The sequence below is a fragment of the Xanthomonas sp. MUS 060 genome, from assembly GCF_000963215.1.
GTDB lineage: Bacteria > Pseudomonadota > Gammaproteobacteria > Xanthomonadales > Xanthomonadaceae > Xanthomonas_A.
In genome coordinates this window covers 12,547-24,981 of the sequence record NZ_JZIM01000013.1, presented here as the reverse complement: position 1 = coordinate 24,981, position 12,435 = coordinate 12,547, and the positions used below count along the sequence as shown (strand labels likewise).

General features: G+C 63.1%; 12 protein-coding genes and 1 pseudogene. 5 read left to right on the top strand and 8 right to left on the bottom strand.

Annotation, left to right across the window (positions count from 1 at the left end; genetic code table 11):
• Nucleotides 1-31: 31 nt before the first annotated feature.
• The 4 genes and pseudogenes from dnaG (at nt 32) to XANALMUS060_RS12045 (ending at nt 5,261) form a co-directional block, all read left to right on the top strand.
• Entirely contained in the window at nt 32-1,768 is a 1,737-nt protein-coding gene (gene dnaG / locus XANALMUS060_RS12055) for a DNA primase (protein ID WP_045738685.1), read from the top strand.
• 312 nt (nt 1,769-2,080) lie between these two features.
• Nucleotides 2,081-3,070, top strand: coding sequence for a bile acid:sodium symporter family protein (locus tag XANALMUS060_RS12050; RefSeq protein ID WP_045738632.1), 990 nt, complete (start codon nt 2,081-2,083; stop codon nt 3,068-3,070).
• 156 nt (nt 3,071-3,226) lie between these two features.
• Nucleotides 3,227-3,491: pseudogene (locus tag XANALMUS060_RS22070) on the top strand (bile acid:sodium symporter); the annotation flags it as partial.
• A gap of 183 nt (nt 3,492-3,674) precedes the next feature.
• Nucleotides 3,675-5,261 (top strand): thioredoxin family protein, encoded by a 1,587-nt coding sequence (locus XANALMUS060_RS12045; protein WP_045738631.1) that lies wholly within the window; start codon nt 3,675-3,677, stop codon nt 5,259-5,261.
• A gap of 41 nt (nt 5,262-5,302) precedes the next feature.
• Here XANALMUS060_RS12045 and cyoE read toward each other — a convergent pair whose 3' ends face one another.
• Genes cyoE through XANALMUS060_RS12025 form a run of 4 tightly spaced genes read right to left on the bottom strand, consistent with a single transcriptional unit; the run spans nt 5,303 to nt 8,735 of the window.
• Nucleotides 5,303-6,202, bottom strand: a complete 900-nt coding sequence (gene cyoE / locus XANALMUS060_RS12040) for a heme o synthase (protein WP_045738630.1) — start codon at nt 6,200-6,202, stop codon at nt 5,303-5,305.
• Nucleotides 6,199-7,362 carry a COX15/CtaA family protein gene (locus XANALMUS060_RS12035; RefSeq protein WP_045738629.1) on the bottom strand — a complete coding sequence of 388 codons (1,164 nt, stop codon included), beginning with the start codon at nt 7,360-7,362 and terminating at the stop codon, nt 6,199-6,201. Before XANALMUS060_RS12035 ends, cyoE begins: the two co-directional genes overlap by 4 nt.
• A gap of 11 nt (nt 7,363-7,373) precedes the next feature.
• On the bottom strand, nt 7,374-7,949 hold the full coding sequence (locus tag XANALMUS060_RS12030; protein WP_045738628.1) for a hypothetical protein: 576 nt from the start codon (nt 7,947-7,949) through the stop codon (nt 7,374-7,376).
• A 27-nt stretch (nt 7,950-7,976) separates the two neighbouring features.
• Complete coding sequence (locus tag XANALMUS060_RS12025; protein ID WP_045738627.1) at nt 7,977-8,735, bottom strand: SURF1 family protein; 759 nt, start codon at nt 8,733-8,735, stop codon at nt 7,977-7,979.
• Nucleotides 8,736-8,765: 30 nt separating this feature from the next.
• Here XANALMUS060_RS12025 and XANALMUS060_RS12020 point away from each other — a divergent pair, with 30 nt between their 5' ends.
• Nucleotides 8,766-9,029, top strand: coding sequence for a twin transmembrane helix small protein (locus tag XANALMUS060_RS12020; protein ID WP_045738626.1), 264 nt, complete (start codon nt 8,766-8,768; stop codon nt 9,027-9,029).
• 177 nt (nt 9,030-9,206) lie between these two features.
• Here the strand turns inward: XANALMUS060_RS12020 and XANALMUS060_RS12015 are convergent, their stop codons facing one another.
• The 4 genes from XANALMUS060_RS12015 to ctaD are packed head-to-tail and all read right to left on the bottom strand — an operon-like array spanning nt 9,207 to nt 12,432.
• The gene (locus XANALMUS060_RS12015) at nt 9,207-10,082 is read right to left on the bottom strand and encodes a cytochrome c oxidase subunit 3 (RefSeq protein ID WP_045738625.1); all 876 of its coding nucleotides are present in this window, start codon (nt 10,080-10,082) and stop codon (nt 9,207-9,209) included.
• A gap of 21 nt (nt 10,083-10,103) precedes the next feature.
• Complete coding sequence (locus XANALMUS060_RS12010) at nt 10,104-10,694, bottom strand: cytochrome c oxidase assembly protein (protein ID WP_045738624.1); 591 nt, start codon at nt 10,692-10,694, stop codon at nt 10,104-10,106.
• Nucleotides 10,691-10,822, bottom strand: coding sequence for a hypothetical protein (locus XANALMUS060_RS22680; protein ID WP_255352371.1), 132 nt, complete (start codon nt 10,820-10,822; stop codon nt 10,691-10,693). Before XANALMUS060_RS22680 ends, XANALMUS060_RS12010 begins: the two co-directional genes overlap by 4 nt.
• Entirely contained in the window at nt 10,822-12,432 is a 1,611-nt protein-coding gene (gene ctaD / locus XANALMUS060_RS12005) for a cytochrome c oxidase subunit I (RefSeq protein ID WP_045738623.1), read from the bottom strand. The genes XANALMUS060_RS22680 and ctaD overlap by 1 nt, the downstream gene beginning before the upstream one ends.
• Nucleotides 12,433-12,435: the final 3 nt, after the last annotated feature.

Genomic DNA, 12,435 nt, shown 5'->3' with positions numbered 1-12,435 from the left:
CGAGGACACACACGCGTGGCATCCTATGCCGATGGCCCGCATCCCCGACGCATTCATCGACGATCTGCTCGCACGCACCGACATCGTCGAGGTGATCGGCACCCGCGTGCCACTGAAGCGCCAAGGCAAGGAGTACGCGGCGCGCTGCCCGTTCCACGACGAGCGCTCGGCCTCGTTCACGGTCTCCCCGACCAAACAGTTCTATCACTGCTTCGGCTGCGGTGCGCACGGCACCGCGATCAGCTTCCTGATCAACTACGACCGCCTCGAATTTCTCGACGCGGTGGACGAGCTGGCAAAGCGCGCCGGAATGGAAGTGCCGCGCGACGCGCAACAACGCGGCGCCGCACAAGCGGCTGGCGAAGACCATCGCGACCTGTACTCGGCGCTGGAAGCGGCGGCGAAATTCTTCCAACGCCAGCTCGACACCAGCGACAAAGCACGCAGCTATCTGGATGGTCGTGGCGTGGACGCGGAGAACCGCGCACGCTTCCAGATCGGCTATGCGCCAGACGGCTACAGCGCGCTCAAGGATGCGCTAGGCACCGACGAGCGTCGGCATAAGTTGCTCGACCGCGCCGGACTGTTCTCCAAGAACGACCGCGGCCACATCTACGACAAGTTCCGCGACCGGGTGATGTTCCCGATCTTCGACCGCCGTGGACGGGTAATCGCCTTCGGCGGCCGCGTTCTGGACAAGGACGATGGCCCCAAATACCTGAACTCGCCGGAGACCGCGCTATTCCACAAGGGACGCGAGCTGTACGGGCTGTGGCAGGTGCGCCAAAGCAACCAGAAGATCGAGCGGCTGATCGTGGTCGAGGGTTACATGGATGTCGTCTCGCTGTTCCAGTTCGGCGTGACCCAAGCGGTGGCGACACTGGGCACGGCCACCACGCCGGAGCATGCCGAACTGCTGTTCCGCAATGCGCCGGACGTGTTCTTCTGCTTCGACGGCGACGCCGCCGGGCGCCGCGCCGGCTGGAAGGCGCTGGAATCGGTCCTGCCGCGAATGAAGGACGGACGCCAGGCATTTTTCCTGTTCCTGCCCGACGGCGAGGACCCGGACACCATCGTGCGCAAGGAAGGCGCGGCGGCATTCGACACCCGCCTTGCTCAGGCCACGCCGCTGTCGCAATTCTTCTTCGACGAACTTTCCCGCGAGATCAACCTGAGCACACTCGACGGCAAGGCGCGTCTGGCCGAGCGCGCGCGACCGATGCTGGCGCAGATTCCCGACGGCGCGTTCGGCGACCTGATGCGCCAGCGCCTGACCGAACTCACCGGCATCGGCGCGGCCGCAGCCGTCACCACATCAGCGAACAGAAGCCCAGTGAGGCCCGTGCAGTCGGCGCACAAACGCAGCCTGGTCCGCGAGGCGATCGCACGTTTGCTGCAAATGCCGGCGCTGGCGCTGGAGTTGCCGCCGCCCTATCCGTTCGCCGGCCTGCGCCTACCCGGCATCGAATTACTCATCGAACTATTGCAGATCGTACATACGCGGCCAGAAATCACCACTGGCGCGCTACTGGAACACTTCCACGAACGCGAGGAACTGGCCGCACTGCAGAAACTGGTGGTGCAGGAGATTCCCGGCGATAGCGCGAGCTGGCGTCAAGAGTTACTCGACGTCATGGCGCAACTAGAGAAACAGACTTTGCAACAACGCCTGGACGAACTACAAGCCAAACAACGCGCGCAAGGACTGGACGAGACCGATAAGTACGAACTGCGCGAACTCCTGAAGGTGCTTGCGACGTTGCGCTGAGCGCTACCCTGCGGATGCGCAAAGCCGAGCCAGAGGATGCGAAATCCGGATTGGCGCATCCGATCGACGCACGACGCACGTTGAAGTGCGCGCAAAACCAGTTGCAATGGATTGAAACAAGCCATTGCAACAAGCCTGCATCGCCAAGGTCATGACAGTGTCTCACCGAACATTGCCGACACCTTCACTCGGTGAATTGGACCGAAAAAGCGTTGCAACGATACATTTGCTCGTTGCCAACGCCGCACGTCCGGATTGGTCTGCACCAACTGCATTTCCTACAATACAGACTGCATAGCACCATCCCATCGCATGATCAGCTCCTGGCTCGCCCGCCTGCGCATCGAACCCTTTACCCTGGCACTGTTGTGCACGGTGTCGCTCGCCTCGCTGCTACCGGTGTACGGGCCTGCGGCGGGGGTCATGGACGTGGTCACCGACCTGGCCATCGCCGCACTGTTCTTCCTGCACGGTGCACGGCTGTCGCGTGAGGCCATCCTGGCAGGCGCACTGCACTGGCGCCTGCATCTGACCATCTTCGCCGCCACCTTCATTCTATTTCCGCTGCTGGGCTTGCTGTTCAAACCCCTGTCGCACGTACTGTTGACCCCGGAGTTGTACATTGGCGCGCTGTTCCTGTGTGCGCTGCCATCCACGGTACAGTCGTCGATCGCGTTCACATCGATGGCTGGCGGCAACGTATCGGCCGCCGTGTGCAGCGCCTCGCTGTCGAGCCTGCTTGGCGTGTTTCTGACCCCATTGCTGATGGGCATGCTGGCCGGTGCACAGAGCACCATGGCCAATCCGCTGGAAGCGATGGGCAAGATCATGCTGCAGTTATTGGTGCCGTTCGTCGCCGGTCATCTGTTGCGGCCATGGATCGGCACCTGGGTCGATCGCCGCCGCGCGCTGCTGCGCTACACCGACCAGGGTACGATTCTGCTGGTGGTGTACACCGCATTCAGTGCGGCGGTGATCGAAGGTTTGTGGCGTAAAACGCCGCTGCCGGCACTGCTCGGTGTGGCGGTCACCGGAGCCTTATTGCTGGCGCTGGCGATGTTGCTGATCACATTCGCTGCGCGGCGACTGGGTTTTTCCCGCGAGGACGAAATTTCGATCGTGTTCTGCGGCTCCAAGAAGAGTCTGGCCACTGGCGTGCCGATGGCCAAGGTGCTGTTCGCCAGTGGCAGCCTCGGCGCGATCGTGCTGCCGGTGATGCTTTACCACCAGATCCAGTTGATCGTCTGCGCGGTGATCGCGCAACGCTATGCACACGCGGCAAAGATGGCACGCACGCACTAACCGGATGCGCCGCATCCGTGGCGCGGATCCAGCCAATGGGGCGCACAGTCAACGATATCGTGATCGCGAGCACAACCAAAGTGGAATCAACACATACGCAAACGTGATGTGCCACAGCAGCGGTCACTGGGTAAAGTAGGAGGCCGCCCCAGTCGCGTCTCCCTCCCCTTACCGGTGCCCCATATGAGCCGTATGCTCCGCCGTTCCGCCATGCTTTCCACCAGTCTGGCCACGCTGTTTGCCTTGAGCGCCTGCGAAGAGTCTGGCCACTGGCGTGCCGATGGCCAAGGTGCTGTTCGCCAGTGGCAGCCTCGGCGCGATCGTGCTGCCGGTGATGCTTTACCACCAGATCCAGTTGATCGTCTGCGCGGTGATCGCGCAACGCTATGCACACGCGGCAAAGATGGCACGCACGCACTAACCGGATGCGCCGCATCCGTGGCGCGGATCCAGCCAATGGGGCGCACAGTCAACGATATCGTGATCGCGAGCACAACCAAAGTGGAATCAACACATACGCAAACGTGATGTGCCACAGCAGCGGTCACTGGGTAAAGTAGGAGGCCGCCCCAGTCGCGTCTCCCTCCCCTTACCGGTGCCCCATATGAGCCGTATGCTCCGCCGTTCCGCCATGCTTTCCACCAGTCTGGCCACGCTGTTTGCCTTGAGCGCCTGCGAAAAACCGCCCGCTCCCGCCACACCCAAGGCCGCCACGCCAGCCCCCGCAAAAGACAATACCGGCATCGCATGGCGCGAAGGCGACCTCGACGATGCCTTCGCCGAAGCCCGTGAACAAAACAAACCGCTGCTGCTCTACTGGGGCGCGGTGTGGTGCCCACCCTGCAATCGGCTCAAGGCCACGCTGTTCAAGGACCCGGCATTCATCGCACGTACTCGCGCCTTCGTCGCAGTGCATCTGGATGGCGACTTGGAAAGTGCGCAAGCCTGGGGCGAGCGCTTCGGTATCAAGGGCTATCCGACCATCATCGTGCTGGGTCCGGACCGTAGCGAAATCACTCGTCTGGCCGGCGACAGCGACACCGCCCATCTGGCCGAAGCGCTGCGCGTGGCCGCAAACCGCACTTCCAGCTCGGCGCAATTACTGCAGCAAGCCCTGAAAGAACCAGCCACGCTCAGCAACGACGACTGGACCATACTCAGCCAATACGAGTGGAGCCTAGATGGCGCGCATTTGATCAAGTCCGAACACACCGCTGACGTGCTCGCACGCCTGGCTGCCGCCGCGCCACAGCCTGCACTGCAACGCCGCTTCGCGTTGTTGGCGCTGAGCATGAACGCAACCGACACCTCGCCGACCCCCAAACAGCGCGCGACCAATCGCGCCCTACTGCAGGCCGTCGTGTCCGATCCTGCCGAAGTCCGCGCCAACCTCAGCACACTGACCGAATCGGCACACGAACTGGTACAAGCCGGAGCGGCGAATGCAACCGAGCGCGCCACGTTGTCAAGCGCGCTGACACAGGCACTGGACAAGGTCTACACCGACAGTCGCTTACCGATCAGTGATCGCCTGGAAACTGTCTATGCCGACATCGCACTGGCGCGGCTGGCACAGGGGCAGCCGGCGGACCCAGGCCCGACGGCGCCTGCTCCTCCGGCACTGCCGGCTGCCGTGGTGGAAAAAATACGGCAACGCGTGCACTGGGCCGAACAGGCCGCACACAGCGATGCCGAACGCCAGTCCACGATCAGCATGGTCGCCGACCTGCTCGATACCATCGGCGACAAAGCCGGCAGCGAACAGTTGCTGCTAGCCGAACTCGGGCGCAGCAAGACGCCTTACTACTACATGCCCGAATTGGCCGGTCTGGCCGAGGAGCGCGGCGACAAGCAAACCGCGCTTTATTGGCTGAAAAAGGCACGCGACAGCGTCCAGAGTCCATCCCTGCGCTTGAGTTCCGATGCACGTTACGTCAATGACCTGATCCGCCTGCAACCGGACAACGCAGCCGCCATCGAGAACGCAACAGCGCAGATGATCGCCGAACTGGCTCACCAGCCCGACGACTACCTTCAGCGCCACCGGCAACGCTTCGACACCTTGGGCAAGAAGCTGAAGGACTGGAGCAAGGAACACAACGGCAACGCCGTGCTGGCACGCCTGCAGCAGAAAATGCAGCAAAACTGCAGCCGCCAGGACCACGATAATTGCCAACACTGGCTGAGCTGAGCCGCAAGTCGCGATGGACGCGGCGCCGACGGCGCCGCCTCCTAAGCCGGCAACACCCAGTGATCGACCAGCAAGAATGCAAACAACGCCATCAGGTACACGATGGAATAGCCAAACATGCGCATCGAAAACATTTCGTCTGGCGGGTCGAGCATGCGCCAGGCGTACCAGAGAAACACCGTATCCAGCACCAGGGTGCCGCCGAGATAAAACACACCACTCATCCCCACGACCACCGGCAGCAACGTCGCCACGACCAGCAGCAGCGTGTACAGCAGAATCTGCTTGCGCGTGTGCGCCACACCGTGGGTGATAGGCAACATCGGAATCGCCGCCTTGGCGTAATCGGCGCGACGGAAGATCGCCAACGCCCAGAAATGCGGCGGCGTCCATACGAAGATGATCAACACCAGCAACGAGGCGTAGGCCCAGTCCCACTGCCCCTGCATGCCTGTGATCGCGGCCCAGCCCAGCAACGGCGGCGCCGCGCCGGCCAGGCCGCCGATGACGATGTTCTGCGGCGTGGTGCGCTTCAGGAACACCGTATAGACCACCGCATAGCCAATCAACGAAGCGAAGGTCAATACCGCGGTGATGACGTTGACCCATACCACCAATACCGTCATCGACAGCGTGGTGAGCAACGTGGCGAACAACAGCACCTGCCACGGCAACACCTTGCCCACCACCAACGGACGCCAGGAAGTGCGGGCCATCTGCGCATCGATGCGCGCATCCAACAACTGGTTGATTGCCGCTGCCGCCGAAGCAGCCAACCAGATACCAAAGAAACCGAGTAACCCGGTGCGTACCTGCGCCCAGGTCGGCAGACCCGGGATCGCCAGACACATACCGACCAGCGCGGTGAACACGATCAGCGCCACCACCTTGGGTTTGGTCAGATCCCAGTAATCGCGCCAGTAGACGCCACGCGCACTCATTGCGGCGCTCGCAGCCGTGCCAGCAACGACACCAGCACGAACAACAACGCCACCGCCCCGGCGTTGTGCAACACCGCCACCGGCAACGGCAACGCCAACTTGACGTTGACAATGCCAAGACCGATCTGAGCAACCAACAACGCCAGCAGCGCCACCACCCAGCTGCGCATGCCCGGCGAGCGGCTCAAGCGCCAGCCCAGCCAGACCAGATAAGCGGCGACGCCCATCGCCATCATCCGGTGCGCCATCTGGATCGCGATGCGCGCCGCGCCGTCGAGTACACCGCCTTCGTAGTCCACGCCGATGGCGCGCCACAAGGTGAAACCGGCGCGGAAATCGTGCGGCGGCCACCACTGGCTGACGCAGCGCGGAAAATTGTCTGGCGACCAACTACCGCCACCGCAGGCCAATGCCGCGTAGTTGGCGCTGACCCAGCCGCCCAGCGCGATCTGCGCCAGCAACAGCGCCACACCAATACGCAACAACCACTGCAACTGGGTCGCATCGGCCAAGGTGATCGGCAAGTGCGTGGCACGCCAGGCCATCCACACCAGCAACGAAAAAAGCGTCAACGCGCCCAGCAAATGCCCCATCACCACGATCGGCTTGAGCAGCATGGTGACTGTCCACATGCCCAGCAACGCCTGGAAAATCACCACCGTCAGGGCCAGCACCGCCACACGGGCGAGATCGGCATTGGACCAGCGCCACGCTGCCAGCAACAGCATCCCCTCCGCGCTCACCGCCAAGAGCATCGCCAGTGCCGGCCAGCCGGACATATACAACGGGATCGACAGCGCTACCAGCAGCGCCGCAGCGAGGATCCGGGCAATCCCCTGCCGACGCCGACGCGCCGCCAGCAGCGACAACACCAACACCTCCACCCCCAGCGCACCGGCGAGAAAACGGTGTACCTGCTCACGCCAGACTTTGCGCGTCTCCAGCGGACGGATCTTGCTGGCCGTGTGGGTGTTGGCTTCGGCACTGGTCTGCGGCCAAGTCACCCGACCGTAGCAGGTCGGCCAGTCCGGGCAGCTCATGCCCGCATCGGACAGGCGCACGAACGCGCCGAACATGATGGTGCTGGCGGTGAACAGCGCCGCCAACCAAGCCATGCGGTGGAAGTGACGGAACAGCGCCGGCGGCGCGAACAAGCTCATAGGCAGGTGGCTCACAGAAGTTTCAACAGTTTCGCCAGATCGCTACGCAAGCCAGCCGGGTCGAAACCGGGGGCATAGCGCAGCACGACGAAGCCATTCGGATCGATGACGTAGACCGGCACCCCTGCGGCCTCATGTGCTCGCGGCAGCGCGGCCAACAGCGCCGGGTCCGCGCGCAGCACGCGTACCGGCGGTAGCGCACGGATCCATGGCGAAGGCGTGCCGATCCACAGGATCTGCACGTGATCGGCGTCGTGGCCGAACAATTGCCAGACCTTGTCCAGCTCGCGCGCCAACGCGTCGCAGACACTGGCACACTCCGCCGGCGGCGCCAGCGCGATGCGCCACAGACGCTGCTGCGGCCGCCAGGCATAGAGGCTGCCATCGGCCAGCCGAGGTTGCAGCGCGCGCAGGTCGGCCGGTGGCGTCAGCAGTTCTCCATGATTGCGGCGCGCCGGCGGCTGCCAGCCGGAAAAGCGCAACACACCAGCGGCCAGCATCGAGCCGAAAAACAGCACGAACAGCGCGATCAACGGCCAGCGGCCGCGCGCGGCCGCCTCACGCGGAATCGGAGGGGAAGCAGTCATGCCGGGGATTTTCTCATGCGCGCGCACTCAGCGCCCGCCCCGTCCCCTGTATGCCCGCCAACTGAGCAACGCGGTCGTGACCAGCACCAGCAGCGCCAGACCGAACCACTGCACCGCGTAAGCCAAGTGGCGCTCGGGCGGCAGCGTGTTCGGCAACAGGTCCAGATCGCGCGGATAGCCCAGCGGCAGGGCCGGATCCAGACGCAGTACCTGCGACAAAATGTCGCGGCGGCCGAGCGCCAGGCCAATCGCCGCCGGCTCGATCCGCATCGCCAACCAACGCTGCGGCGATGGCGCGGCGACCAGCGCCGGGCCCAATGCCAGCCCATGCGACGGTGGCGGCCCGAGCAGGCCGGCCAGCACGTAGCGGCCTTGCAACGGTACCGGACTCGGCAGAGCACGATCAGCAGGCAGCGGCAACCAGCCCAGTTCCACCAGCACCGGGCCCGACACGCCATCGGGCAAGAACGGCTGATATACCTTCACCCCGCTACGGCCCTGGCGTATCTGGTTGTCGAGCAGAATCTGCCCAGGCAGGAAACGGCCCGCGCCGTGCACCCAGGCCAGCCGTCCAGCTCGTCCTGTGCGTAGCGCATCGGCCAGCGCCTGCGGACGATCACGCACATGCGCCGCCTGCGCGAGCAGCGCCTGCTTCTCATACATGCGCTGCACCTGCCAACGCCCCAGGACACAAAACCCCAACGCCAACACCAGCGCAATACTCCAGCCAAGCCACCACGGCATACGCCGATGCCCACTCGCACGCGAGGCAGCGACGAGAGTCATAATGCGGACACACCATGCGCCGAGATGCCCATGAACGACTCGCTGAAAACCCTGCTGATCGTCGCGTTCCTGCTGGTCATCCTATGGAACCTCGGCGCCGGTCTGTACTACTTGCTGGTGGACCGCGGCCAAAGCAAGCGCACGGTGAACGCATTGACCTGGCGCATCGGCTTGTCGGTTTGTCTGATCGTATTGGTGATCTTGGGCATCTATACCGGTGCGATCAAGCCACACGGGCTGGGGCAATTAAGAGGCCCAACAGCGGCCATGCCGTGCGACACCCCATCGCGATGACGCGATGCGATGGAAAAAGGAACGCATGTGGCAAACAAAACCACCGTGCCGTAACGGCCGTTTCGCAATGGTGTGCAGCCACGAGGCATCGCCATTGGGCAAACCCAAGTCGCTAGAACATCCGGAACGTCGGCATGGCGCACATGCGCGCAAGATCACGGAAAGCGGCGCGCGCGATCAAAGCACATAGACGAACAAGAACAGCGCCAACCACACCACATCGACAAAGTGCCAATACCAAGCGGCGGCTTCGAAAGCGAAATGATGATCGCGACTGAAGTGTCCGCGCGCCGCGCGCAGCCACATCACCAGCAGCATGATCGTGCCCAACAGCACGTGCGCGCCGTGGAAGCCGGTGAGCATGAAGAACGTGGAGCCATAGATGCCCGACCCCAAGGTGAGATTGAGCTCTTTGTAGGCGTGGATGTATTCCTTGCCCTGGCAGTACAAGAACGTACACCCCAGCAACACGGTGAACGCCTGGAACACGAGAAGACGCGTGCGCTGCCCCGCCTTGAGCGCATGGTGGGCAATGGTCAGCGTCACCCCGGAGCTGAGCAGGATCAGCGTGTTGATCAATGGCAATCCCCAGGCCTCGATGGTCTGGAAGTGCCCACCGATCGCCCCTGGCCCGTTGGTCGGCCACGCCGCGGAATACCCATCCCACAGCAGCGCGTTGGTCATCACGCGATAGCTTTCCCCGCCCAGCGTCGGCAGGATGAAAGTCCGGGTATAGAACAGCGCGCCGAAGAACGCGCCAAAGAACATCACTTCGGAAAAGATGAACCAGACCATCCCCATCCGGAACGACACGTCGACCTGGCGGTTGTAGTGTCCGGCGATGGATTCGCGGATGACATCGCCGAACCACATGAACAGCGTCGCCAGCAACATCGCGATGCCGGCGAAGAACGTCCACATGCCCCAGGCCGCGTCGTTGAGCCAACTGGCCACGCCAATCATCGTCACGAACATCGCGATGGAACCGATGAACGGCCAACGGCTCTGGCTAGGCACGTAATAGGCGGTGGCGTCGGTGCTGGGCTGGGCCATGGCAGGCATTCCGGTCGGGAGTCAGAGCGCTGCGCGCGGGGAACCGGCCAGTTTCGGCGATTCCAGTTCCGCGCTCAGCGCATCGTTCTTGTAGAAGGTGTAGGACAGGGTAATGGTGGTGATGTCGCGCGGCAGGTTGGGATCGACGATGAAGCGCACCGGCATGTCGCGCTTCTCTCCGGCCTGCAAGGTCTGCGCGGTGAAGCAGAAGCACTCGGTCTTGGTGAAGTAACCAGAAGCGCGTGCCGGCGCCACCGACGGCACCGCGCTGCCGACGATGGCATGACCGCTCTCGTTGCGCGCGTAGTACAGCGCTTGATTGAGCTGGCCGGGGACCACCTCCATGGTGAGCTGCTCCGGATGGAACGACCATGGCAGTTTGGAATTCACCCCGCCATCGAACTGCACCTTGACCGTGCGCTTGCCGACCAGCGACGTGCTCGCCTGCGAGCCGTCGCCCGGACCGCGCTCCAGGCGAATGCCGAACACCTTTTCGCAGGCGATGCGGTACAACGGCACCAGCGAGAAAGTCAGCACGAACACCGCCAGCGCCACACCGACCAGCTTGAACAGTCCGGCACTACTGGGCACATGCGGTGACGGCGCACTCATCGCCCCAGCACCCCGGAGAGGATGAAGCCGACGTAGATCGCCAGCGCGACCAAGCCGGCCACCAAGGCGGTACGCGCCGCACGTTTGCGGCGCAGGACCAACTCATCGAGCGGCGGTTGCGCAGTCATCAGTGGCCGATGTCGTCGTGGGCCAAATCGCCAGGCTTGAGCACCGGCGGCAGGGTGAAGGTATGCGCCGGGGCCGGCGATGGCACCGTCCACTCCAGGCCACGCGCACCTTCCCACACCCGCGCATGCGCCTGGGCGCCGTTGCGTAGCGACGCCAGCAGGATCGAGGCCATCAAAAACGGGGTGACGAACATGCCGAAGGCACCAATCGAACTGACCAGGTTCCAATCCGCGAACACCACGTTGTAATCCGGAATACGCCGAGGCATACCGGCCAGGCCAAGGAAATGCTGCGGGAAAAACAGCAGATTGACGAACAGCATCGTCCACCAGAAATGGAACTTGGCCCAGCGCTCGTTGTACATGTGCCCGGTCCATTTCGGCCACCAGTAGTACACCGCCGCGATCAGCGCGAACACCGCGCCAGTGACCAACACATAGTGGAAATGCGCCACCACGAAATACGTGTCGTGGTACTGGAAGTCGGCCGGCACGATTGCCAGCATCAACCCGGAAAAACCACCGATGGTGAACAGGATGACGAACGCCACCGCCCACAGCATCGGCGACTCAAAGCTCATCGAGCCTCGCCACATGGTGCTGATCCAGTTGAATACCTTCACCCCGGTGGGAATGGAGATCAGCATGGTGGCGAACATGAAGTAGATCTCACCGCCCAGCGGCATGCCCACGGTGAACATGTGGTGGGCCCAGACGATGAAACTCAGGAAGGCGATCGCCGCAATCGCATAGACCATCGCCTGGTAGCCGAACAGCGGCTTGCGGCTGAAAGTCGGAATGATCTCGCTGATCACGCCGAATGCCGGCAGGATCATGATGTAGACCTCCGGATGCCCGAAGAACCAGAAAATATGCTGGTACATCACCGGGTCGCCACCGCCGGCGGCGTTGAAGAACGAGGTGCCGAAGAACTTGTCGGTCAGCAGCATGGTCACCGCGCCGGCCAGCACCGGCATCACCGCGATCAGCAGGAACGCGGTGATCAGCCATGCCCAGCAGAAGATCGGCATCTTCAGCAGATAGATGCCCGGCGCGCGCATGTTGAGCACGGTGGCGATGATGTTGATCGCCCCCATGATCGAACTGATGCCGGCCACATGGATGGCGAACACCGAGAAGGCGACGTTGTAACCACCCTGCAGCATCAACGGCGGGTACATCGCCCAGCCGGCGGCCGGCGCGCCACCGGGCAGGAACAGGGTCAGCAGCAGCAAGGTGAACGCCACCGGCAACAGCCAGAACGACCAATTGTTCATGCGCGGCAAGGCCATGTCCGGCGCACCGATCTGCAGCGGAATCATCCAATTAGCCAGGCCGACGAAGGCCGGCATCACCCCGCCGAAAATCATCACCAGCGCATGCACGGTGGTCATCTGGTTGAAGAACTCGGGCTTGACGAACTGCAGCCCCGGCTGCGCCAACTCGGCACGAATCACCACGCTCATCGCCGCACCGATGACGAACATGGTGAAGCTGAAGAGCAAATACAGCGTGCCGATGTCTTTGTGATTGGTGGAGAACAACCAACGCGCGACGAAGCTCTGCGAATGCCCGTGCTCGTCGTGGTGATCGACTGCGGAATGGGCCATGGC

Bases quoted from the DNA above. Each gene is read 5' to 3' on its own strand.
- dnaG (WP_045738685.1), top strand. From the start codon at position 32: ATGGCCCGCATCCCCGACGCATTCATCGACGATCTGCTCGCACGCACC.
- XANALMUS060_RS12010 (WP_045738624.1), bottom strand. From the start codon at position 10,694: ATGAGTGCGCCGTCACCGCATGTGCCCAGTAGTGCCGGACTGTTCAAG.
- XANALMUS060_RS12025 (WP_045738627.1), bottom strand. From the start codon at position 8,735: ATGACTCTCGTCGCTGCCTCGCGTGCGAGTGGGCATCGGCGTATGCCG.
- cyoE (WP_045738630.1), bottom strand. From the start codon at position 6,202: ATGAGTGCGCGTGGCGTCTACTGGCGCGATTACTGGGATCTGACCAAA.
- XANALMUS060_RS12035 (WP_045738629.1), bottom strand. From the start codon at position 7,362: ATGAGCTTGTTCGCGCCGCCGGCGCTGTTCCGTCACTTCCACCGCATG.
- XANALMUS060_RS12015 (WP_045738625.1), bottom strand. From the start codon at position 10,082: ATGGCCCAGCCCAGCACCGACGCCACCGCCTATTACGTGCCTAGCCAG.
- ctaD (WP_045738623.1), bottom strand. From the start codon at position 12,432: ATGGCCCATTCCGCAGTCGATCACCACGACGAGCACGGGCATTCGCAG.
- XANALMUS060_RS12020 (WP_045738626.1), top strand. From the start codon at position 8,766: ATGAACGACTCGCTGAAAACCCTGCTGATCGTCGCGTTCCTGCTGGTC.
- XANALMUS060_RS22680 (WP_255352371.1), bottom strand. From the start codon at position 10,822: ATGACTGCGCAACCGCCGCTCGATGAGTTGGTCCTGCGCCGCAAACGT.
- XANALMUS060_RS12045 (WP_045738631.1), top strand. From the start codon at position 3,675: ATGAGCCGTATGCTCCGCCGTTCCGCCATGCTTTCCACCAGTCTGGCC.
- XANALMUS060_RS12030 (WP_045738628.1), bottom strand. From the start codon at position 7,949: ATGACTGCTTCCCCTCCGATTCCGCGTGAGGCGGCCGCGCGCGGCCGC.
- XANALMUS060_RS12050 (WP_045738632.1), top strand. From the start codon at position 2,081: ATGATCAGCTCCTGGCTCGCCCGCCTGCGCATCGAACCCTTTACCCTG.